The organism is Aeromonas sp. s2 (assembly GCF_040907935.1).
GTDB lineage: Bacteria > Pseudomonadota > Gammaproteobacteria > Enterobacterales > Aeromonadaceae > Aeromonas > Aeromonas dhakensis.
This window is the reverse complement of record NZ_JBFOCR010000008.1, coordinates 85,333-107,135: the sequence shown is the minus strand read 5'-3', so window position 1 is coordinate 107,135 and position 21,803 is coordinate 85,333. Positions and strand designations below refer to the sequence as shown.

Annotated in this window: 24 protein-coding genes; 7 read left to right on the top strand and 17 right to left on the bottom strand. The window is 63.2% G+C overall.

The annotated features are described in order from the left end of the window. Window positions 1-36 precede the first annotated feature (36 nt). Complete coding sequence (locus AB5Y81_RS04440; RefSeq protein ID WP_010634908.1) at window positions 37-837, bottom strand: putative RNA methyltransferase; 801 nt, start codon at window positions 835-837, stop codon at window positions 37-39. A gap of 126 nt (window positions 838-963) precedes the next feature. Further along, window positions 964-1,602: a cAMP-activated global transcriptional regulator CRP gene (crp, locus tag AB5Y81_RS04435; RefSeq protein WP_005304048.1), complete on the bottom strand. Its 639-nt coding sequence runs from the start codon at window positions 1,600-1,602 to the stop codon at window positions 964-966. A gap of 311 nt (window positions 1,603-1,913) precedes the next feature. Between crp and AB5Y81_RS04430 the strand changes: the two genes are divergently transcribed. Next, on the top strand, window positions 1,914-2,318 hold the full coding sequence (locus tag AB5Y81_RS04430; protein ID WP_005304045.1) for an OsmC family protein: 405 nt from the start codon (window positions 1,914-1,916) through the stop codon (window positions 2,316-2,318). Between the two features lie 49 nt (window positions 2,319-2,367). Continuing rightward, window positions 2,368-2,664: an MliC family protein gene (locus AB5Y81_RS04425; protein ID WP_005304042.1), complete on the top strand. Its 297-nt coding sequence runs from the start codon at window positions 2,368-2,370 to the stop codon at window positions 2,662-2,664. Window positions 2,665-2,726: 62 nt separating this feature from the next. Here AB5Y81_RS04425 and AB5Y81_RS04420 read toward each other — a convergent pair whose 3' ends face one another. From AB5Y81_RS04420 to arnB, 9 genes are all read right to left on the bottom strand, one after another. After that, on the bottom strand, window positions 2,727-3,260 hold the full coding sequence (locus AB5Y81_RS04420) for a DUF4136 domain-containing protein (protein ID WP_010634906.1): 534 nt from the start codon (window positions 3,258-3,260) through the stop codon (window positions 2,727-2,729). A gap of 15 nt (window positions 3,261-3,275) precedes the next feature. Further along, window positions 3,276-4,145 (bottom strand): phosphoribulokinase, encoded by an 870-nt coding sequence (locus AB5Y81_RS04415; RefSeq protein ID WP_010634905.1) that lies wholly within the window; start codon window positions 4,143-4,145, stop codon window positions 3,276-3,278. Window positions 4,146-4,311: 166 nt separating this feature from the next. Then, window positions 4,312-4,725 (bottom strand): 4-amino-4-deoxy-L-arabinose-phosphoundecaprenol flippase subunit ArnF, encoded by a 414-nt coding sequence (gene arnF / locus AB5Y81_RS04410; protein WP_279484767.1) that lies wholly within the window; start codon window positions 4,723-4,725, stop codon window positions 4,312-4,314. Then, entirely contained in the window at window positions 4,722-5,066 is a 345-nt protein-coding gene (locus AB5Y81_RS04405; RefSeq protein ID WP_017784357.1) for an EamA family transporter, read from the bottom strand. The genes arnF and AB5Y81_RS04405 overlap by 4 nt, the downstream gene beginning before the upstream one ends. After that, on the bottom strand, window positions 5,066-6,709 hold the full coding sequence (gene arnT, locus AB5Y81_RS04400; protein WP_279484766.1) for a lipid IV(A) 4-amino-4-deoxy-L-arabinosyltransferase: 1,644 nt from the start codon (window positions 6,707-6,709) through the stop codon (window positions 5,066-5,068). The genes AB5Y81_RS04405 and arnT overlap by 1 nt, the downstream gene beginning before the upstream one ends. Before the next feature lie 69 nt (window positions 6,710-6,778). Continuing rightward, entirely contained in the window at window positions 6,779-7,678 is a 900-nt protein-coding gene (gene arnD / locus AB5Y81_RS04395) for a 4-deoxy-4-formamido-L-arabinose-phosphoundecaprenol deformylase (protein ID WP_279484765.1), read from the bottom strand. Further along, a complete protein-coding gene (gene arnA, locus AB5Y81_RS04390) occupies window positions 7,671-9,662 on the bottom strand; it encodes a bifunctional UDP-4-amino-4-deoxy-L-arabinose formyltransferase/UDP-glucuronic acid oxidase ArnA (protein ID WP_279484764.1) in 1,992 nt (663 codons plus the stop codon). Before arnA ends, arnD begins: the two co-directional genes overlap by 8 nt. Then, on the bottom strand, window positions 9,659-10,639 hold the full coding sequence (gene arnC / locus AB5Y81_RS04385; protein ID WP_279484763.1) for an undecaprenyl-phosphate 4-deoxy-4-formamido-L-arabinose transferase: 981 nt from the start codon (window positions 10,637-10,639) through the stop codon (window positions 9,659-9,661). The genes arnA and arnC overlap by 4 nt, the downstream gene beginning before the upstream one ends. 6 nt (window positions 10,640-10,645) lie before the next feature. Further along, complete coding sequence (gene arnB, locus AB5Y81_RS04380) at window positions 10,646-11,782, bottom strand: UDP-4-amino-4-deoxy-L-arabinose aminotransferase (RefSeq protein WP_017763897.1); 1,137 nt, start codon at window positions 11,780-11,782, stop codon at window positions 10,646-10,648. 221 nt (window positions 11,783-12,003) lie between these two features. Between arnB and AB5Y81_RS04375 the strand changes: the two genes are divergently transcribed. Then, on the top strand, window positions 12,004-13,350 hold the full coding sequence (locus AB5Y81_RS04375) for a UDP-glucose/GDP-mannose dehydrogenase family protein (protein ID WP_010634898.1): 1,347 nt from the start codon (window positions 12,004-12,006) through the stop codon (window positions 13,348-13,350). Between the two features lie 425 nt (window positions 13,351-13,775). On the opposite strand, the gene AB5Y81_RS04370 is transcribed toward AB5Y81_RS04375, so the two are convergent. The 4 genes from AB5Y81_RS04370 to AB5Y81_RS04355 all read right to left on the bottom strand — a co-directional run bounded on the left by AB5Y81_RS04370 (window position 13,776) and on the right by AB5Y81_RS04355 (window position 16,934). After that, on the bottom strand, window positions 13,776-14,018 hold the full coding sequence (locus AB5Y81_RS04370; RefSeq protein ID WP_005304010.1) for a YheU family protein: 243 nt from the start codon (window positions 14,016-14,018) through the stop codon (window positions 13,776-13,778). Window positions 14,019-14,125: 107 nt separating this feature from the next. Further along, on the bottom strand, window positions 14,126-15,109 hold the full coding sequence (locus AB5Y81_RS04365; RefSeq protein ID WP_208200463.1) for a hydrolase: 984 nt from the start codon (window positions 15,107-15,109) through the stop codon (window positions 14,126-14,128). 56 nt (window positions 15,110-15,165) lie between these two features. Further along, the gene (locus AB5Y81_RS04360) at window positions 15,166-16,065 is read right to left on the bottom strand and encodes a chemotaxis protein (RefSeq protein ID WP_005304001.1); all 900 of its coding nucleotides are present in this window, start codon (window positions 16,063-16,065) and stop codon (window positions 15,166-15,168) included. Window positions 16,066-16,247: 182 nt separating this feature from the next. Next, complete coding sequence (locus tag AB5Y81_RS04355) at window positions 16,248-16,934, bottom strand: hypothetical protein (RefSeq protein WP_139752989.1); 687 nt, start codon at window positions 16,932-16,934, stop codon at window positions 16,248-16,250. A 39-nt stretch (window positions 16,935-16,973) separates the two neighbouring features. Between AB5Y81_RS04355 and AB5Y81_RS04350 the strand changes: the two genes are divergently transcribed. After that, window positions 16,974-17,180: a YheV family putative zinc ribbon protein gene (locus tag AB5Y81_RS04350; protein ID WP_010634894.1), complete on the top strand. Its 207-nt coding sequence runs from the start codon at window positions 16,974-16,976 to the stop codon at window positions 17,178-17,180. 232 nt (window positions 17,181-17,412) lie between these two features. Further along, a complete protein-coding gene (locus AB5Y81_RS04345; protein ID WP_124249245.1) occupies window positions 17,413-18,051 on the top strand; it encodes a peptidylprolyl isomerase in 639 nt (212 codons plus the stop codon). A 62-nt stretch (window positions 18,052-18,113) separates the two neighbouring features. Here the strand turns inward: AB5Y81_RS04345 and AB5Y81_RS04340 are convergent, their stop codons facing one another. Continuing rightward, entirely contained in the window at window positions 18,114-18,329 is a 216-nt protein-coding gene (locus tag AB5Y81_RS04340; protein ID WP_005303987.1) for a SlyX family protein, read from the bottom strand. 14 nt (window positions 18,330-18,343) lie between these two features. After that, complete coding sequence (locus tag AB5Y81_RS04335) at window positions 18,344-19,312, bottom strand: WD40 repeat domain-containing protein (protein ID WP_010634893.1); 969 nt, start codon at window positions 19,310-19,312, stop codon at window positions 18,344-18,346. 119 nt (window positions 19,313-19,431) lie between these two features. On the opposite strand from AB5Y81_RS04335, the gene fkpA reads away from it, so the two are divergent. Beyond that, window positions 19,432-20,238: an FKBP-type peptidyl-prolyl cis-trans isomerase gene (gene fkpA / locus AB5Y81_RS04330; protein ID WP_005303977.1), complete on the top strand. Its 807-nt coding sequence runs from the start codon at window positions 19,432-19,434 to the stop codon at window positions 20,236-20,238. Between the two features lie 139 nt (window positions 20,239-20,377). Beyond that, on the top strand, window positions 20,378-21,784 hold the full coding sequence (locus AB5Y81_RS04325) for a sigma-54-dependent transcriptional regulator (RefSeq protein ID WP_368146566.1): 1,407 nt from the start codon (window positions 20,378-20,380) through the stop codon (window positions 21,782-21,784). Window positions 21,785-21,803: the final 19 nt, after the last annotated feature.

Here is a 21,803-nt window from a genome sequence, read left to right as displayed (position 1 = left end):
GGCCCGTCAGGGCCTTTTTTCATGGGGTGGGCATGCTCACAGCGGCTTTTGCCACAGGCTCAGCAGCAGATCCTGCTCCAGCGCGTCCGGTCCCTGGTGGGTGAAGGCGTGGCGCTGCTCGCCGCTGGCACGCCAGCCGAGGCGGCTGGTCTCCAGAATGTGCTCGCGCAGGCCCTGATCCATCTGCATGCTGAACTGGCAGCGCAGCTGACCCATGGGGTCGAGGCCGGCCAGGCTCGGCCAGCTCAGCGGGTGTTCCATGCTGACCGGGTTGAGGCTGACCCTCAACTGCCACTGATGGCGCGGCCCCGGCTGCAGGTAGAGCAGGTAGCCGCCTGGTGCCAGCCAGTTGACCAGCAGCTCGGTCTTGACCTTGAGATCGTTGACCAGCAACAGCTGGGCCGTGCCCGGCATGATGGGGGCGCGGGCCGGATCGGCGATGACGAACTGGCCTTCCGGCTGCGCCTTGTTGGCGGCGAAGATGGTGTTCTTGGCGATGTCGACGCCGGCAAACTGCCAGCCCGGCAGCCGTTCGGCCAGGGCGCGGCAGTAGTAGCCCTCGCCGCAGCCCAGGTGGATCAGCTCGCGCGGTTCGAGGGGGGAGAGCAGGCTGGCCATCGCCTCGACCAGCGGCAGCTGGTGGCCCTGTTCCAGGAAGTGGCGCTTGGCGCGCATCAGGGCGCGGCTGTCGCTGTCCTTGGGATTCTTCTTGCCGGGGATGAGATCCAGATAGCCTTCCGGGGCGGGATCGAAGTGGTGCTTGTTGGCGCAGTAGCGCCCCTTGGAGGCGTCATGCAGCTGAAGGGGGCTGCGGCAAATGGGGCATTGAAGGTGCATAGGATCTCTCTTGGCGAAAGCCGTGCTGGCAGGGGCGTTCGGGATTATAGGGGAGGCGATCAGAAAAGGCTGCCGTGGCAGCCTTCTTTATCCGGCGGCCCAGTGCGGGGCCGCCAGTAGCGGGGATCAGCGGGTGCCGAACACCACTATGGTCTTGCCGTGGGCGGAGATCAGCTCCTGCTCTTCGAGCATCTTGAGGATCCGGCCGACGGTCTCGCGGGAGCAGCCGACGATCTGGCCGATCTCCTGACGGGTGATCTTGATCTGCATGCCGTCCGGGTGGGTCATGGCATCCGGCTGCTTGGCCAGGTTCAGCAGGGTCTGGGCGATCCGGCCGGTCACGTCCAGGAAGGCGAGGTTGCCGACCTTCTGGCTGGTGTGCTGCAGCCGCTTGGCCATCTGGCCGGAGAGGCGCATCAGGATTTCCGGGTTGACCTGGATCAGCTGGCGGAACTTCTTGTAGGAGATCTCGGCCACTTCGCAGGAGCCCTTGGCACGCACCCAGGCGGAACGCTCGGGATTCTCGTTCTCCTCGAACATACCCATCTCACCCAGGAAGTCGCCCTGGTTCAGATAGGAGAGGATCATCTCCTTGCCTTCATCGTCCTTGATCAAGACGGCCACAGTGCCCTTGACGATGTAGTAGAGGGTTTCCGCCTTCTCACCCGCGTGGATCAGGGTGCTCTTGGCGGGATACTTATGAATGTGGCAGTGCGACAAGAACCATTCCAGGGTGGGATCGCTTTGCGGTTTGCCAATGACCATGAGAATTCCTCTGTAGTGTCTTTTTATGGACTCGTGCGTCCGGGCAAGCTGCCAACCTTGCCATTCCTTGTATTAGTCGCAGTAGGATAAGAGCCTTTGTCTGTGCTGACAAGGCTTTGAGGGCTTTTGCCAGCTCCCCTTGCAACCCCTGCTGCGCTCCGTTCGCCATTGTAAGGAAGCTGGGGGCATCAGATGTTGATTTTGATCTAGTTAGCCCGGAAGTTCGTGAAAATGGCGGATATGTGCCGCTGTCGCGCCGTCTGGGGTATGCTATGTCGGTCAGATCTGTCGTCATCAAGAGGAAAAGTGAAATGAAAGCCAAGGTCAGCTGGGTGGAAGGCATGAAGTTTGTGGGCGAGAGTGAGTCCGGTCACCAGGTGATCCTGGACGGCGCCAACCCCGGCGAGGGTGCCAGCCCGATGGAGATGATCCTGCTGGCGGTGGGTGGTTGCAGCTCGATCGATGTGGTCTCCATTCTGGAGAAGGCGCGTCAATCCGTGACCGCCTGTCATGTGGAGCTGGCCGGAGAGCGGGCTGACTCGGTACCGCGGGTGTTCGAGAAGATCCACCTCAACTTCGTGGTGACCGGCAAGGGGCTGGCCGAGAAACAGGTGGCCCGCGCGGTGGATCTGTCGATGGAAAAATATTGTTCAGTTTCCCTGATGTTGGAAAAAGCGGTAGAAATTACCCATAGTTATCAAATTGTTGAAGCCTGATAGCCGTGATTATTCCGATCGAATAACGCCATGACATAAGGAAAGTGCAATGAAAAAAATGATAGTGTTGCTCCCCCTGCTGGGACTGGCGGCCTGCAGCATGCCGCAGCCGACCCAATACCAGTTCAACCAGTATCAGTGTGGTGAAGAGATGCTGGCCGTGACCTATGACGCCCAGGCCGACATGGTGCAGTTCCCCTATGCCGGCGTCTACCACAAGCTGGGCCGGGTCGAGGCGGAGTCCGGTGCCAAGTATTCCGACGGTGTCACCACCTTCTGGAACCAGGAGAAGCAGGCCATCCTCAGCCAGAAAGGGGTAACCCTGCTGACTTGCCAGCGCAAGTGACTGTCATGGTGTGATCGCAACGGCCTGCTTGATGCAGGCCGTTTTGCATTTAAAGGAAGGGATCAGCGGGTGGGCAGGGAGTCGAGCATCTTGGCGGCCAGCTGCCGGCTCAGCTGCTGGCGATCCCCTTCGGCGATGGCCACGTCGCTGGCCAGGGAGATGGCGCTGCTCCACACCGCCTGCTGGGTACGCCGGTCGAGCAGCACGATGGCCAGGGTCCCCTTGCGGGCATCGGCCTTGGCCTGCAGCCCCGGCGTCATGCCGAGGCGGGCGAAGATCTCGCCATCGCTCAGATCCTTGCTGCCGGCCACCCCGATGGCGACCCAGAGGTCGGCCTCGTCGAGGGGCACGCTCTGCCACCCCTTGCTGCCCAGCGCCTGGTTGACCGCCTGCTGGACCGGCTCCAGCCAGCCCTCGGCGCTGTCGCCGGCATACTGGAACTGCTCGGCCAGCGCATAGCGCGGCGTCGCCCCGAACGGCCAGCTGGCCGCCGGGCGCACCACCATGGTGCCCGCCTCCAGGGTCGGTGCAGCGGGGCCGCTGCTGCAGCCGCCCAGCAGGGCGGCCAATCCCACAGAGATAAATGCTAACCGCATCGTCAGCTCCTTGGCTCAGGTGATCTTGCCGGTTTCGAGCAGTTGCTGGATCAGCGGGCGCAGGATCAGCTCCATTGCGAAGCCCATCTTGCCGCCCGGCACCACTATGGTGTTCATCCGCGACATGAAGGACCCGTCGATCATCGACAACAGGTAGGGGAAGTCCACCTGCTTGATGCCGCGAAACCGTATCACCAGCATACTCTCGTCCAGGCTCGGGATCACCTTGGCGCTGAAGGGGTTGGAGGTGTCCACCGTCGGCACCCGCTGGAAGTTGATGTGGGTGCGGGAGAACTGGGGGGTGATGAAGTTGATGTAGTCGTCCATGGAGCGGACGATGGAGTCGGTGACCGCTTCGCGGGAATGACCGCGCTCCGAGGTGTCGCGAATGAGCTTCTGGATCCACTCCAGGTTGACGATGGGCACCACCCCGATGAGAAAGTCCACGTGGCGGGCCACGTTGTGATCCTCGGTGACCACGCCGCCGTGCAGCCCCTCGTAGAACAGCAGGTCGGTGTCGTTCGGCAGGTTCTGCCAGGGGGTGAAGGTGCCCGGCATCTGGTTGAAGGGCACCGCCTCGTCGAAGCTGTGCAGGTAGCGCCGATACTGGCCGCTACCGTTCTGGCCGTACTCCTGGAAGAAGCTCTCCAGCAGGCCGAAGTCGTTCGCCTCGGGACCGAAATAGCTGATGTGGCGCCCCTGTTCGCGCGCCTTGCGGATCGCCACGTCCATTTCCGGGCGGGTGTAGCGATGAAAACTGTCCCCTTCCACCACGGCCGCCTGATATCCGAGCTGATGAAACATGGAGCGAAAGGCGATGGTGGAGGTGGAGGTGCCGGCACCGGACGAACCGGTAACCGCAATGATGGGATGCTTGGCCGACATAGAATTCTCTCTTCCTTGGGAGTTTCCGTTATAAGGGCATGTTCCGAGTACGGTCAAGTGTGCGGTCTGACAGTACCGCCGCGCAACTGCTTCGCTGGCGTGCCAGCATCGGCGGCAGACAAAAAAAGGGCTGCCATGGCAGCCCTTGCGACAAACAAGAGAAAAACTAGTCTGCCTGCTTGTTGCCGGCCGCAGGCTTGATCCCCACCAGCATGGCCCCCAGCAGGATAAACAGCACCCCGAGCGCCTTGCCCGGCTCCAGCGGCTCGGCGAAGAGCGGGATGTTGACCGCCAGCAGGTAGACCAGCGCATAGCTGGTGCTGAGCAGGGGGTAGGCGATGTTGAGCGGGGTGGAGTGCAGCGCCGCCAGCCAGCAGAGCAGCGACAGCACATAGCAGCCGATGCCGGCCAGGATCACCAGCAGCGGCAGCGGATGGGCCAGCATCAGGGCGAGATCCGGCTGCCAGGCCGGCAACTGGATCGCCCCCCACTTCATGCCGAGCTGGGCCACCGTCACCAGCACTATGCTGCCGAGCACGTAGAGATACCCCTTCAGCGCCTGCTGATGGCCGCCGCTCATAGCAAACCTCCCAGCAGCAGGGCGCCCACTATGATGGCGCCCACCCCCAGCCAGTTGTGGTAGCTGATCTGTTCGTGAAAGAACAGTCTGGAGCCCACCAGCACCAGCACCAGATTGATGCTGAGCATGGGGTAGGCCATGCCGAGCGGCAGCCGCTGCAGCAGGTAGATCCACAGCAGCATGCCGCTGCCGAGCGCCGCCACGCTGGCGATGAGCCAGGGGGAACGCAGCTTCTGCCAGTGGTTGCAGGGGCGGCGCTGCCAGCTGATGACCGCCTGCTTTTGCAGCATCTGGCCGCTGCAGGTCAGCAGGCACACCAGCAACAGCAGCAGCATGTCCATCACTGGGCCCCGTGGTAGATGAGCAGGGTCAGCCGGTGGCTGACGATGGTCTCGTCGGCGGGGGGTACGGGCCCGGTGTTGCCGTCGCGATCCGTCTTCATCAACAGGGCCACCTGGCCATTTTTACGCGCCTGTGCCAGCCAGGCCGGGAAGTCGGCGCGGGCCACGTAGCGCCCCGCTGCATCCGGGTAGCCGAGGCCGTAATGGACCTCCCCCTTGCTGTCGAACAGGTTGATTTCGCTGCGCCGGGTGCCCCAGGCGAGGGAGGAGGCTAGCCCGACGTCGTTGGCCAGCAGGGTGCCTGACTTCATCAGCACGGCCTGGTTGGCCTCGATGAAGCGCTCCGGCAGCTTGGAGTCGATCAGCGATTGCGGCAGCGCCCAGGGCAGGCCGATGGCCAGCACCATGGGGCAGAGCGCGCTCAGGGTCCAACGCTGGCTGATGGCCTTGAGCTGAACGAAGCCGAGCAGACTCCAGCCGGCGAAGATGACCATGGCCACCGCCAGCGCACCGTGATCCTCCTCGCCGTAGACGGCGTGGCGGGGGGAGAAGGCCAGCACCGCCAGCACGATCAGGCAGATGAGGCCGAACAGGCCGTTCAGCCAGGCGTTGACCTTGAAGGCCCGCTCTTTCCCCTCCTTGAGCAGGTCGACGGCGCTGGCGGCCATCAGCATGGCCAGCGGGGCGAAGCAGGGCAGGATGTAGGTGAGCAGCTTGCCCTTGGCCACGCTGAAGAAGAGGAAGGGCAACACCACCCAGGCCAGCAGGTAGAGGGTCTCCGGGTTTATCTTGCGCTCCTGCCAGCCCTTGCGCAGGGCGCCGGGCAGCAGGCCGAGCCAGGGCAGGGTACCAAGCAGCCCCATGGGCAGGTAGTACCAGAAGGGGGCCTTGTGCTGGGCGTTGTCGGCGGCGAAGCGCTGGATGTGCTCAACCCAGAAGAAGTAGTGCCAGTAGTCCGGCTCGCGCAGGTGCACGGCGATGGCCCAGGGGGCCGCCAGCAGGGCCGCGCTCAGGATGGCCAGCGGCCCGAAGCGCACCAGTTCGAGCAGACGGCGTTGATAGATGACGTAGGGCACTATGACCACCACGGGCACCGCCAGGGCGATGAAGCCCTTGGTGAGAAAGCCCATGCCGCAGGCGAGGCCGAACAGCAGATAGCCGCCGATCCGGCTGGCAAGGGAGCCCTCCTTGCGGATGATGTAGAAGCTCACCATGGCGGCGTTGAGCCAGAGGGTCACCATGGCGTCCAGCACGCTGTAGGTGCCGATGCCGTAGACGATCAGTAGCGACAGATAGATGAGTCCGGCGAGGAACGCCTTGCGCCGGCACTGCCACAGCTGCAGGGCAAACCAGCAGATCAGCAGGGCGCTCAGACCGGTGGCGGCGGCCGAGGCGAAGCGCACGGCGAAGTTGGTGTCACCGAACAGCTGCTGGCTGATGCTGTTGAACCAGTAGCCGGCGATGGGCTTCTCGAAGTAGCGCAAGCCCAGGAAGTGGGGGACGACCCAGTCTCCGGTGCTCACCATCTCCCGGCTTATCTCGGCGTAGCGGTTTTCGTCCGGACTCCAGAGCGGCCGCTGGTCGAGCGGCAGCAGGTAAAAGAAGAGAAAGAACAGGGGCAGGGCCCACTTGGTCAACGTCATGACATCCTCTGTTGCATGGTGTGATTAGCGCTATGGTTAGTCCTGCCACCCGAGGTGGCGTCATTCATTTCAGGCCTCGGCCTTGCAGCCGAGCCAGCCCTCCCGCCCGGGCAGGGTGCCGCGGACCAGCCGGCCGGTAGGTAAGCCGGTCGGGTCCGATGGTAACAGATCCCCGAGCGGCACGAAGCGGATGCCGCGCGCCCTGGCTTCGCCGAGCAGGGCATCGAACTGATCCGCCATCACGATCCCTTCCACTTCGGCATGGATGGTGTAGACGTGAGGGCCCTGCACCGGCGGGGTCGCCAGCTGATCCAGCAGAAAACGGTTGAAGCCGTCGACCGTCACCTGATGGCCCACCACCTCGTCGAAGGTGGGCAGGTTGACCGGGATCTGCGGGGTGCCGGGGAGACCGTCCTGCAGCAGGGGCCGGAACAGGCCGCTGCCGCGACAGTCGCTGTTGTAGCGAAAGCCGAACTGCTCCTTGGCCTGGGTGGTGAGCGGGTCGGCCCGCCAGCCGGCGGCGGCGGAGCAGTCCACTTCGCGCCCCAGGATCTGGTTGAGCGCATCCACCCCGAGCCGGGTCTGACGAATCAGCTCGGCTTCGTCCCAGCGGCCGGTGTTGGCCTGCCAGCCGTGGTGATCCCAGGCGTGCAGCCCCACCTCGTGATGGGCGCTGTCGGTGTCGCGCATCAGGGAGCCGAGCTGCTTGCCGATGGACTTGCCGGGCCAGGCGGTGCCGGCCAGCAGGATGTCCAGCCCATAGAGGGATGCTGCGTTGGAGCGCAGCATCTTGAGCAGAAAGCGGGGTTTTAGCAGGCGCCACAAGTGGCGCCCCATGTTGTCCGGTCCGACCGAGAAGAAGAAGCTCCCCTTGACCTGATGCTTGTCGAGCAGTTGCAGCAGGCGGGGCACCCCGTCACGGGTCCCCCTGAAGGTATCGACGTCGATCCGCAGACCTACCTCAGTCATGCTCGACTCCCGTGGTGACCGCCCCTTGCAGGAAGAAGTCCAGGGTGTTGCCTATGGTCTGTTCCATCTCGATGGTCGGTTCCCAGTCCAGCAGGCGGCGGGCATTGGCGATGCTCGGCCGGCGGTGGGAGACGTCCTGATAGCCATCGCCGTAGAAGGATTTGCTCTCCACCAGCTTGAAGCCGGCAAACGGCGGGAACTGGTCACGCAGCGGGTGAGCCTCGAACTTGGCGAGCAGGATCTCGGCCATCTGCTGGATGCTGGCCTCGTTGTCCGGGTTGCCGATGTTGATGATCTGGCCGTCGCAGCGGTTCCCCTTGTTCTCGATGATGCGGAACAGGGCCTCGATGCCGTCCTCGATGTCGGTGAAGCAGCGCTTCTGGGCGCCACCGTCCACCAGCTGGATCGGGGTGCCGTCCACCAGGTTGAGGATCAGCTGGGTGATGGCGCGGGAGCTGCCGATGCGGGCGGAGTCCAGGCTGTCCAGACGTGGCCCCATCCAGTTGAAGGGACGGAACAGTGTGAAGTTGAGCCCCTCTTTCTTGCCGTAGGCCCAGATGACGCGGTCCAGCAGCTGCTTGGAGACCGAGTAGATCCAGCGCTGCTTGTTGATGGGGCCGACGATGAGGCGGGAGCTGTCTTCATCGAAGCTGTGATCGTCGCACATCCCGTACACCTCGGAGGTGGAGGGGAAGATGATGCGCTTGTGGTACTTCACGCAGTAGCGGACGATCTTGAGGTTCTCCTCGAAGTCGAGCTCGAACACGCGCAGCGGGTTGCGGGTGTACTCGATGGGGGTGGCGATGGCCACCAGCGGCAGGATCACGTCGCACTTCTTGATATGGTACTCGATCCACTCGGTGTGGATGCTGATGTCCCCCTCCACGAAGTGGAAGTTGGGGTGGCCGATGAAACGATCCACCGCACTGGAGCCGATGTCGAGGCCATAGACCTCGTAGCCGCCATCCTGGAGCAGGCGCTCGGTCAGGTGGTTGCCGATGAAGCCGTTGACGCCGAGGATCAGCACCCGGGTCAGCCGCGCCTTGCGCAGGGCATTGCTCGCCTTGGCGCCGATCTTCATCCCTTCCACCAGCCCCAGTTCGCGGGCCAGCTGGGCGCCGCGCACATAGAGTCCGCCTTCGGCCTGACCGGCCACGATCTCCAGCACCCCTTCACCACAGGCGATGCGCAGCGGCTCCTGGCTCAGGATGGTGCCCGGCTGCTTGTCGCTCTGCTGGGCCAGCCAGTGGCTCTTCCACACCGTCAGCTTGCGATCACCGGCGAAGCTGAAGGCGCCCGGGTAGGGCTGGGTGACGGCGCGGACCAGGTTGTGCAGTTCGCGGGCCGGGCGGTGCCAGTGCAGCTCGCCATCGGCCGGGGTGCGGCGGCCATAGTAGCTGGCCTTGCTCTCATCCTGCGGGGTGAGGCGGATGTCGCCGGCGCGCAGCTTGGGCAGCTCTTGCTCCAGCAGCGCCCGGGCGGCGAGGCGCACCTTGCCGTGCAGGGTCAGCGCGGTGTCGTCGTCGGCAATGGTCACCGCCTGCTGGGCGACGATGGCGCCGGCGTCGGGTTTGGCGGTCATCTGGTGCAGGGTGATGCCGGTCTGGGTCTCGCCGTTGACCAGGCACCAGTTGATGGGGGCGCGGCCGCGGTAGGCGGGCAGTAGGGAGCCGTGCAGGTTGAAGGCGCCGACGGTCGGGATGTCGAGGATCGCCTGCTTGAGCATGTTGCGGTAGTAGAAGGAGAAGAGGGCCTGGGGCGCCATCTCCTGAATGCGCTCGATCCAGAGCGGGTGGTTCACGTCCTCGGGGGAGTAGACCGGCAGGTTGTGCTCAGCGCAGAGCTGGGCGACCGAGCCGAAGAAGCGGTTCTCGCCCGGATCGTCGGCGTGGGTGAAGACGGCCTGGATCTCGTAGCCTGCCTCGAGCAGGGCCTCGATGCCGGTGCAACCGATATCGTGATAAGCAAAGACGACGACTTTCATTGTTCAGCTTCCTGTTGCGAAGGGGTGGTGGCGGTGCGCACGATCCGGTGGATGAAGTAGCGGGGACGGGCGCGCACGTCGGTGTACATGCGGCCTATGTACTCTCCCAGCAGCCCCATGCCCAGCAGCTGCACGCCGACAAAGGTGAAGAGAATGGCAAAGAGGGTGAAGACGCCATCGGCGGCCCAGTCGGCGCCCAGAATGAGGCGCATCAGGATCAGCAGGATGGAGAAGGTAAAGCCGATGCCCGCCACTACGCTGCCGACGATGCTGAGCAGCCGCAGCGGGGTGGTGGTCATGCAGGTGACCAGGTCATACATCAGGTTGATGAGGTGCATCAGCCCGTATTTGGACTCGCCGTGGGCCCGCTCGGCGTGGCCCACTTCCAGCTCTATGGTGCGGCGGGCGAAGCTGTTGGCCAGGATGGGGATGAAGGTGCTGCGCTCCTGGCAGCAGAGCATGGCGTCGATGATGTGGCGGCGATAGGCGCGCAGCATGCAGCCATAGTCGCTCATGTGCACGCCGGTGGCCTTTTGCACCGACTTGTTGATGAGCTTGGAGGCGGTTTTGCGAAACCAGGAGTCCTGGCGGTTGCGGCGCATGGTGCCCACCACGTCGTAGCCCTGCATGGCGGCCTCCACCAGGCGGGGGATCTCCTCCGGCGGGTTCTGCAGATCCGCATCCAGGGTGATCACCAGATCCCCCTTGGCGGTCTCGAAGCCGGCCATGATGGCGGCGTGCTGACCATAGTTGCGGTTGAGCAGCACCCCGACCAGCTTGCTGCCCTCAATGGCGGCGGCTTCGCTGATGAGCTCGGTGGAGCCGTCATGGCTGCCGTCGTCGATCAGGATCACCTCGTAATCCTGCGACAGCTGATCGCAGGCGGCGGTGACCCGGCTCAGCAGCACGGGCAGGCTGGCCTCCTCGTTGTAGACGGGGATGACCACCGAAACCAGCTTGATGTCAGTGTTGTTCACGTTTGGTTACTCCAATATGTCGATAAGGGCCGCGACCACGCGGTCAACGTCGGCCAGCGTCATGTCCGGGAAGAGTGGCAGGGTGCACAGGCGTGAGGAGTTCCACTCGGTATGAGGCAGGCTGAGGGTCGGGTAGCGTTCGCGGTAGTACTTCTGGGTATGGGCTGCCCGAAAGTGCAGACCGGTGCCGATGCCACGCTCCTGCAGCGCCTGCATCAGCTGATCCCGATCGAGGCCGCAGCGCTCGGGGTCGACCCGCACCATGAACAGGTGCCAGGCGTGCAGGTGGGGGTAGCCCGGCACGGCGAGCGGTGCCAGCGGCAGGCCGGCCAGTCGCTCCTGATAGCGGGCCACTAGTTCGGCCCGCTTGGCGTTGAGCTCGGGCAGGCGCGCCAGCTGCACCAGGGCGATGGCGGCGTTGATGTCGGCCAGGTTGTACTTGAAGCCCGGGGTGATCACCTCCGCCTGCGGCTTGCGGCCCAGGCTCATGCGATCAAAGGCATCCACGCCCAGGCCGTGGAATTTGAGCATCCGCACCTTGTCCGCCAATGCCTTGTCGTCGGTCACCAGCATGCCCCCTTCGGCGCAGGTCATGTTCTTGATGGCGTGGAAGGAGAAGATGGCGGTGCCGCTGGCGCCGATCCAGCGCTCCCGGTAGCGGGTGCCGACCGCGTGGGCGGCATCCTCGATGACCGGAATACCGTGCCGGCCGGCCAGCTCGAGGATGGGGTCCAGGTCGAGGGGGGCACCGGCATAGTGCACCGGGATGATGGCCTTGGTCCTGGCGGTGATGAGCGGGGCGATCAGCTCGGCGCTGGTCATCAGGGTATCCGGATCCACGTCGACGAAGACCGGCTCGGCCCCCAGCAGGGTGATGATGTTGATGGTGGAGACCCAGGTCTGGGAGGGGGTGATCACCTCGTCTCCCGGGCCTATGCCCAGCGCCATCAGGGTGACGTGCATACCGGCGGTGGCGGAGCAGAGGGCAACGGCATGCTGGCAGCCGAAGGTATGGCAGAATTGCTGCTCCAGTTCATGATTCTTCGGGCCCGTGGTGATCCAGCCCGATTTCAATACATCACAGACAGCACTTATCTCGGCATCGCCCATGGCTGGCCGTGAAAATGGCAGAAAATCTTGCATATGAGATCCAACAAAGAATATTAATCAGCGCCCATTAAATTGGGCTCCCCCAAACGGTTTTACTCAACATACGGATATAAAAGCGGGCCTGCAATGGTCCAGAAACAGCTGGTAACAATTAACTGGTGCGGACATCTTAGGTAATGTGATAAATATTTATAACCCCCCAAACTCTTTGTTTTTCCAAATTACAAATTCTCTGACATTCTGGTTGTATCAATATGAACATTACTGTATTTGGAAGTGGCTACGTGGGCCTGGTTCAGGCCACCGTGCTGGCCGACGTCGGTCACCAGGTCATCTGTGTCGATGTCGATGAACAGCGGGTGGCTGCCCTGATGGACGGTCATGTCCCTATCTATGAACCCGGGCTCGACACCCTGCTGCAACGCAACATCAAGAGCGGCGCCCTGGTGTTCACCACGGATGCCGTACAGGCCGTCGAACACGGTGATGTGCAGTTTCTGGCGGTGGGGACGCCACCGGGGGAAGATGGCTCCGCCGATCTCAGCCACGTGCTGACGGTGGCCGAAACCATCGCCCGGCATCGTGACCGGCCCGTCATCATCGTCAACAAGTCGACCGTGCCGGTGGGCACCGCCGACAAGGTGACCGCCAGGGTGAAGAGTATCCTGCAGCAGCGGGATCAGTCGTTCGCCTTCGACGTGGTCTCCAACCCCGAATTCCTGAAAGAGGGCTCCGCCATCCAGGACTGCCTGCGGCCGGATCGCATCGTGGTGGGCACCGCCAATGAGGCCTCCCGCCAGCTGATGCGCGAGCTCTACGAGCCGTTCAACCGCAACCATGACCGCATCCTGTTCATGGATGTGCGCAGCGCCGAGCTGACCAAGTACGCCGCCAACTGCATGCTGGCCACCAAGATAAGCTTCATCAACGAGATGGCCGGACTGGCCGAGCGGGTCGGCGCCGACATCGAGATGGTGCGCCAGGGGATAGGCTCGGATCAGCGCATCGGCTATCAGTTCATCTACCCGGGTTGTGGTTATGGCGGCTCCTGTTTTCCCAAGGATGTCAAAGCCTTGCTGGCCACGGCCCAGGAGCTGGAGTACGACACGCCGCTGATCCGGGCGGTGGAGCGGGTCAATGAATTGCAAAAATCGCGGCTGTTTCAGCTGCTGTCAGCGTTCTTCCGCTCCGAAGGGGAGACCCTGGCCGGCAAGACCATCGCCCTGTGGGGTCTGGCGTTCAAGCCCAACACCGACGACATGCGCGAGGCGCCGAGCCGGGCCCTGATGGAGGCGTTGTGGCAGGCCGGTGCGACCGTGCAGGCCTATGATCCCGAGGCGATGCAGGAGGCCCAGCAGATCTACGGCAACTGCGACAAGCTGCGCTTGATGGGCACCAAGGAGGCCGCATTGTTTGGGGCCGATGCCCTGGTGATCTGCACCGAGTGGAACCACTTCAAGGCCCCCAACTTTGCTGCTATCAAGCAGGCGTTGAAGCGACCCCTGATCGTGGATGGTCGCAATCTGTTTGATCCGGGCCGCATGAAAGATCATGGGTTCCATTATTACGCCATCGGCCGGGGCGAATCGGTAATGAAATAACATCTTGTCATATTGGGCCGCCATCAATAATCAGCTGTGTGGCGGATTAATCTGCTGGATATTGGCTGCAGCGAGATATTGCTCTCACTATTTTTATGGTGAGGGCGAGTTTTGTCATCATAATTTAATATTGTGAACCGCTTCACTTTATTTATTCTATTTTGTCGATATGACCCGGCGCTTAATTATTGCGGTCAACCTTGTCGTTATCCGCTATCGGGGAGAGAGGACAGGCCGCGCCAGGGGCGCAGGGTGTTTGCAGAACCGGCATGAACAAGATCCGGCAAGATGGCAGCAATGCCAGTCAACATGGCCCTGCGCAGTTGCGCAGGGCCATGTTGTTTTATCGGGTGCAGGGAGATCCGGCGGGAACAGACAGGGGGAAGGGCGGCCAGGGTGGCAGGCCCGCAACGGCGAAGGGCAGGCTATTGCGGTAGGTCGTCCACCTGCGCCCTGTCGAGGGTCGCCTTGGGCACTATGTTCACGCTTTCGTGCAGCTCGCTGTACACGATCACCGCCACGCCCTGCTGCAGCTGAGCTCTGACATCGTCGACCTTGTCGGCCAGACTGACATCCTGTTCGCCATACTCGGTGCCTTCCTGCAGCACGAAGTGCTCGAGCAGGTTGTTGAGGGTGTCTGCATCCAGCTCTTGCCAGGGGATTATCATGGTTTCATCTTCCGTTACCAGAGAGCGGGTATTGTCTATCTGTGGTCGGCCAGCGCAAGGGATTTATCTGGCCGCCCGCCGATGAGGTGAGAGAGCGGCCGCCATGGCTACCGGCCCGTACCTTGAGTCTGCTCCTGCAGCCACTGGCTGATCCGCTCCTCCAACCAGAATCTTGGCCGCCAAGGGGTACCGTGCAGGAAGCCCACGTGGCCGCCCCGCCGGCTCAGCTCGTAACGCACCATGGGGGAGAGCTGCTCCGCCTGCGGGATCACCGCCTCGGTCATGAAGGGGTCGTCGGCGGCGTGGATCATCAGGGTGGGGATGGGGATCTGCGCCAGCATCCCCAGGCCCGAGCAGCGCTGGTAGTAGTGATCGGCGCTGTCAAAACCGTGCAGCGGCGCCGTGACCTGCTCGTCGAAGTCGCGCAGGGTGGCGATGGCGCACACCTGCTGCGGCTGCCAGCGGGCGCTGGCTGCCGCCTGCCGCCGGATCTTCTGCTGCAGGTTGTGGCGCATGGTGCCCAGCAGATAACGCTGATAGACCCGCGAGAAGCCCTGATTGACCCGATCGGCGCAGCTGTCCAGCCGCAGCGGCGCCGAGATCACCACCGCCGCCTTCAGCTCGCTCGGGCAGGCGCGCGCCAGCAGATTGACCAGCATGTTGCCCCCCAGCGAATAGCCGATGGCGATGAGCGGCTTGCCGGGAAAGCGGCGGCCGAGCTCGGCGATCACCGCCTGGGCATCCTCGATGGCACCGGAGTGATAGGCCTGCAGCAGTCGGTTCGGCTCGCCGCTGCAGCCGCGAAAGTGCATCAGTACCGCCTCGTTACCCTGGCGTTGCAGGTGGGCGAACAGTCCCTTGGCATAGTGGGAGTGAATGCTTCCCTCCAGCCCGTGAAACAGCACGATGAGCGGTCGCTCATCCTGGCTTGTCTCGCCGCTCCAGGCAAGATCGACGAAGTCGCCGTCCGCCAGCTCGAAGCGCTCGGCCACGAAGCGGGCCGGTTGGCGGCGCAGCCACTTGGGCAGGATGGTTTGCAGGTGGGGATTGCGCGCCCACCAGGGGGCGTGGAAGTGGCTCTCGATCAGCATGCTGGGTCCGGGACAGAAAAGGAAACGGCGAGCAGCCGGGCTGCTCGCCGTCGGGATCAGGCCGGCAGGCTGTCGTGGTGCTCGGCACCGCGCAGCATGGCCTGGATCAGCTCGTTGGCTTCAAACTTGGTCAGCGCCTCGTGGGCACCCACCTGGTGGGCCCGCTCCACGCTGATCTCGCTCGAGAGCGAGGTGTGCAGGATGATGTAGGCCCCCGCCAGCTTGGCGTCGCTCTGCACCTCGAAGGCCAGCTCGTAGCCGTCCAGCCCCGGCATCTCGATGTCGCTCACCAGGATGTCTATGGGGGTCTTCTGGGCGGCACGGGTCTGCATCAGGGTCAGCGCATCCTTGCCGTTGGTGCACACCTCGTAGGGGATGTTGATGTAATCGAGTGCCGCCATCAGCTGGCGGCGGGCGACCGAGGAGTCATCCACCAGCAGGATCCGCATCGGCTTGATCCGCTCACGCTGTACGTCGGTCAGCACCGGGTAGAGGTGGCTGGGGTCGTCCGGGTAGACCCGGGAGAGGATCAGCTCCACGTCCAGCAGCTGGATCAGCTGGTCATTGACCCGGGTCACGCCGGTCACGAACACGTTGTGGCCGAGGGAGGCGGGGGGCGGCGCTATGTCGCGCCAGTTGCATTCGGTGATCTTGTCGATGCCGCGCACCAGAAAGCCCACCAGGGTGCGGCGGCAGTCGGTGATGATGATGAAGCAGTGCGGCATCTCTTCCTGGCTGATCGGGCGATAACCCACCGCCATGGCCATGTCGATCACCGGGATGGTTGTGCCACGCATGCTGGCGGCGCCGAGCACGGTCGGGTGCGAGTGCGGCATGGCCGTCAGCTGGGTGTAGGGCACTATCTCTTTTACCTTGAGGGTGCCGATGGCGAAGGATTGCTTGGCCGAGAGATGAAACAGCAACATGCCCTGGGATTGGTTGGCCTTGCTTTTCATGGCAGATGTCCTGTGAGTCAAAACGGTATCAGTCGATTCAGGCCCCTAGCATAAAGGATTATAGGAGAAATGGCCCTTCCGTTATTAACGACCGTTTGCCGTAAAACTGGACTCATTTCATCCATTTATTGCGGCGATCCGCCCTGGTGCGAACCGCCGGGGGCCGAGCTGCGAGAGGGCGGTCAGACCGCGAGCAGGGTTGCCAGCGGGCAGCCGAGCCACTGCTGGCAGGCGTGATCGAGGGCGCGCTCATCCTCGTAACCGAGCTTGCTCGCCACCTGAGGAGCCTTGCTGCCGCTCTTGAGCAGACGCACCGCCTGCAGCAGCTGCCACTGCGCCCGCAGGGCATCGGCCGCCAGTGCCGGTTCGCTGAGACCGCGCTGCGCCAGCGCCTGCTGCCATGCCTCGTTGCCGCCAGCCTGGCCAGCGGCCAACCCCTGCCAGGCGGTCTGCAGCGCAACATCTGCTTGCGGCTGGATGGGGCAGCCCTGCAGCTCGTCGAGCAGCACCTGCAGCCGGTGACCGTAGGCGCCGTGCCAGTCGCGGGGGCGCTGCCAGTCGGCCAGGCTGTCGAACAGGGGATCCAGCAGCGGGCCGGGTTGCAGCCAGCCCGCCTGGGCGGGCTGGTCGACACGCACCGAGCAGGTCAGCAGATCGTAACGGCAGCCGGCCAGCGGGCTAAACGCGGCAAGGGCATCGGCACAGAGCCAGAAGTGGCTTCCCGCCGTCAGCAGCAGCTCATGGGCGCCGAGTCGCAGCAGCGCCGCACCCCGTGCAATCCGCAGCAGTTGCCCTGCCGGCACGCGTTTGCGAACGCCGACTTGCAGATGGGGGGTGAAAAAATGCTGATGTTCGATGGCGTGATGCATGTAAAAACCCTGATATGATGCTGCCCGGAGGTAACGAAAATGGAAACCAGACGTAAAAAACGCTTCATTGCCGGGGCTGTCTGCCCGGCGTGCGGCAAAATGGACACCATGATGCTGTATATGGAGCATGGAGTCGAGAAGGTGACCTGCGTCGAGTGCGGGGACACCCAGGTGCAGACCGAGGCCGAGGTGGCCAAGGTAACCCGCGAGACCGAGCAGGTGATCGGGGTGTTTCGCCCGGAATAATGGAGGGGCAGAGCGCGGACTGTGCCTCTCCCTCGGGCTGATGGCGGTCGCCGGCCTGCACGGGCCAGCGCGCCGCTCACTCCCATGAGCGCCGGCCAACGGGATGGCGGGCGGCTTTGCATTGCCATCCCCTGCTGGCTTTTTCATCACGACTGAGCCGGGCCCACCATATGCTTGTCTGCCTTTTTGAGGTATTCTGGGCCCGTTTTTTTCTATCCGCAGGATCCCTGACATGAAAGTAGCTCCCCTGAGCGTGGTTACGCTGGAATACACGGTCACCGACGAACACGGTGAAGTCATCGACACCACTGTCGGTAAAGAGCCTCTGGTGTATCTGCACGGTACCCGTTATCTGGTCTCCGGCCTCGAAGCCGAGCTGGAAGGGCGCAGCGTGGGCGAGGCGTTCGACGTCACCCTGACGCCGAGCCAGGCCTATGGCGAGTACGACGAGAACCTGGTGCAAGAAGTGCCGGGCGAGCTGTTCGACGGCATGGAAGTGTCTGAAGGGGATACTTTTGTGGCCGAGACCGACGAAGGTCACCGTCCGGTGACTGTGGTCGAAGTGTCCGAAGAGTTCGTCAAGGTGGATGGCAACCATCCGCTGGCCGGCGTGACCCTGGGCTTCAAGGTCGAGATCAAGGACGTGCGCGCTGCCACTGCCGAAGAGCTGGCCCACGGCCACGTGCACGGTGCCGGTGGTTGCGGTCACGATCATGGCCACGACCACGATCATGGTCACGACCATGAGCACGGCGGTTGCTGCGGCGGTGGCCATCACGGCCACGATCATGATCATGACCACGGCGACGACCATGGTCACGGCGGCTGCTGCGGTGGCGGCGGTTGCGGTGGCAAGGGCCATCAGCACTGATCACGGCATGGCCGATGATAAAAAAACCCGCGCCAGGCGCGGGTTTTTTTATGGCTGCGTACTCAGTAGTGCGGCGGCGGGGTCTCTTCGGCCATGCTGGCGATCTGGCTTGGCTGCACGCTCTGCAGCTTGTCCACCAGCAGCTGGATCCGATGCTTGAGCCGATCCAGCTCGCGCCCCTGGGTGGTGACCTCCTCGTTGAGTTGCTCCACCGTGTATTCGGCGAAGGCGAGGCGGCTTTCCAGGGTTTCGAGGCGATCGTTTAATTGCTGACTCATGGGCCTTTTGGTCCTTACTTGATAGTCCAGATTTCGGCCAGGCCGCTGGAGCTGGCGCTGACAAGGTGGCTATTGTCGCGCAAAGCCACGCCGTAGACCACTGCGCTCGGTGGTTTCACCTTGGGATGGGGCGAGACGCGCCAGCTCTGCAGCAGGCTGCCGTCGCTCACCTGCCACAGGGAGAGCTGGCGGGAGGGGGCGCCGGTGATGAGCCACTTGCCGTCGTTGGCAAAGCGCGCCGTGGTGTAGACCTCGAAGCGGTGGTCGAATTGCAGCCGGCTCAGCTCCTTACCGGTTTTCAGATCCCAGATGCTGGCCTGGCGGCTGTCGGCGGTGAAGGCTAGCCGTCCGCTCGGATCGAGCCGGGCCAGCACCACCCGGCCGGCGTGGTTGAAGCGCCACACCACCTGGCCGCTGCGGGTATCCCACAGGTAGGCGCTGTAGTCGTTGCCGCCGGTGAGGGCGTAACGGCCGTTGGGGGAGATGTCGACTGTGTTGACCTGCTCGGTGTGGCCGAGGAATTGCAATCTGCGGCCGGTGCGGGTGTCCACCACCTCCGCCTTGCCGTCTTCCCGGCCGATCAGCACCTGGCGACCGTCGGCGGAGAGGGCGATGTCCCTCAGCCTGGATTCAGGAAGCGAATAGTAGCCTTGGGACTGGCCATCCTTGAGGCGCCAGATCCCGAAGGTATTCAGGCTGGCGGTCACGGCGTGGCTGTTGTCCGCCGAGAAGCGGGTAATGATGACGAAGTCGTCCGGATTGTCGGACTGGCGCCAGCGCCAGCGCTCCTTGTCCTGCTCCAGGTCCCACACTACCGTGCCCTGGCCCAGGCTGGAGACGATGGCCTGCTTGCCGTCACTGGCCAGATCGGCGCTCAGCAGCCCCTGGCTGGCGAGGGTCAGTTGCCGGTCCGGCGATGAGCTCTGTTCGCAGCCTGTCAGTATCAGGCAAACCGCGACGAGATAAATGGCACTTTTTATCATTTTTCCTGTCTCATGCTTTCGTTACCTGCGATCACGGCGTTAGTATAAGGCGCTTATCACGATAAACCTCTCATTTCACGAAGGAACCGAGAGCGGTATTTAGAGTTTTGGAGAAACTGATGAACAATTTTCTGAAGGTGTCCCTGTTGGCTGCGGCGGTTGCCGTAGGTCTGACTGCTTGCCAAAAAGACGAGAAGACTGCTGCGAATACCGCAGAGGTCAAGGCAGAAGCCAGCAAGCCGGCAGAGGCCCCCAAGGCTGAAGCCAAGAGCTTTGAAGAGCAATCCGGCTATGCAATTGGCCTCTCCATGGGTCGTTATATCGCCAATACCCTGGAGCGCCAGCAGGAGCTCGGCATCAAGCTGGACAATGCCGTGATCCTGAAGGGCGTCACCGACGGTCTGGGCAAAGAAGCCAAGATGACCGACGAGGATATCCAGAAGGTTCTGCAGCAATACGATGCCAAGATCAACGAGCTGACCAAGGCCAAGGCTGACAAGGATGCGGTGGAAAACCTGAAGAAGGGTGAAGAGTACCTGGCCGCCAACGCCAAGAAAGAGGGCGTGAAGAGCACCGAATCCGGCCTGCAATACCAGGTCGAGAAGATGGGTACCGGCGCCAAGCCGAAGGCCACCGACATCGTCAAGGTACACTACACCGGTACCCTGACCGACGGCACCAAGTTTGACAGCTCCGTCGATCGCGGCGAGCCGGCCACCTTCCCGCTCAACCAGGTGATCCCGGGTTGGACCGAAGGCGTGCAGCTGATGCCGGTTGGTTCCAAGTTCAAGTTCTTCCTGCCGTCCAAGCTGGCCTATGGCGAGCACGGTGCAGGCTCCATCCCGGCCAACGCCGTGCTGGTGTTCGACGTTGAGCTGCTGGCCATCGAGAAGCCGGCTGCCGATGGCGAGAACGCCAAGAAGTAAACGGCCCGCGTTGAAAAAACGGCTCCTTAGGGAGCCGTTTTTGCTTGTATATCCTGCCGAATGGCGGGATAAAAGAGAGAGTCGCCAACTGTGCTAAGATGGCGAAATAGACAACAAAATCAATTGCAAGGATGGCGCCGTGGCGGAAAGCAAACCCCGAGCCCTGCTGGTGGAAGATACCCGCAGTCTGGCAGTGGTCTATGAACAGTATCTGGCCCAGGATGGTTATGAGGTGCTGCGGGCCGACTGTGGCCAGCAGGCCCTGGCCCAGCTGCTGAGCAGCCCGCCCCCCGTGGTGCTGCTGGATCTCGAGCTGCCCGACATGTCTGGCATGGACATTCTGCAGCAGATCACCGAACAGCAGCTGCCCTGCTCGGTGGTGGTGATCACCGCCCACGGCTCGGTGGATGTGGCGGTGGAGGCGATGCGGCTCGGTGCCTTCGACTTTCTGACCAAGCCGTTCGATGGCAAGCGGCTGTGCGCCACCGTTCGCAACGCCTTCAAGCACCAGCAGCTCAGCTCGCTGGTGGCCCAGTACCGGGAGAACTTCGAGCGCAGCTCGTTTGCCGGTTTCATCGGCGCCTCCATGCCGATGCAGGCGGTCTATCGCATCATAGAGAGCGCGGCGCCGAGCAAGGCGACCGTGTTCATCACCGGCGAGAGCGGTACCGGCAAGGAGGTGTGCGCCGAGGCCATCCACCAGTGCAGCCCGCGTCGGGAGCAACCCTTCATCGCCCTCAACTGCGCCGCCATTCCCCATGACCTGATGGAGAGCGAGATCTTCGGTCACGTGAAGGGGTCATTCACCGGCGCCCAGGGGGATCGCAAGGGGGCGGCCAGCCTGGCTGACGGCGGCACCCTGTTTCTGGACGAGATCTGCGAGATGGATCTCGACCTGCAGAGCAAGCTGCTGCGCTTCATCCAGACCGGCACCCTGCAGCGGGTCGGCAGCGGCAAGCTGGAGACGGTGGACGTGCGCTTCGTCTGCGCCACCAACCGGGATCCCCTAGTGGAGGTGAAAGCAGGGCGTTTTCGCGAGGATCTCTACTACCGGCTGCACGTGATCCCGCTGAGCCTGCCGCCGCTGCGCGAGCGGGGCGAGGACATACTGCTGCTGGCGCGCAACCTGTTGCAGAGTTACGCGAAGGAAGAGAGCAAGCGTTTCAAGGATTTCGATGCCGAGGCGGCGCGGGTGCTGCTCGACTACCCCTGGCCCGGCAACGTGCGCGAGCTGCAGAACGTGGTGCGCAACATAGTGGTGCTCAACGACCGCGAGCTGGTGAGCCCTGACATCTTGCCGCCGCCCCTCAACGGCAGCCGGGGGGGCCTGCCGCTGGCGGTATCCACCCCGGCGCCGGTCGGCAGCACCGAGCCTGTGATGTCCAATGCCCCGATCCGCCCGCTCTGGCTGGTGGAAAAAGAGACCATAGAGCAGGCCATCGCCAGCTGTGACGGCAATATTCCCAAGGCGGCGGCCCTGCTGGAGATCAGCCCCTCCACCATCTATCGCAAGAAACAGAGCTGGGAGGAGGCGAGCCTGGTCTGACGTCCTGGGGCTACCCCCT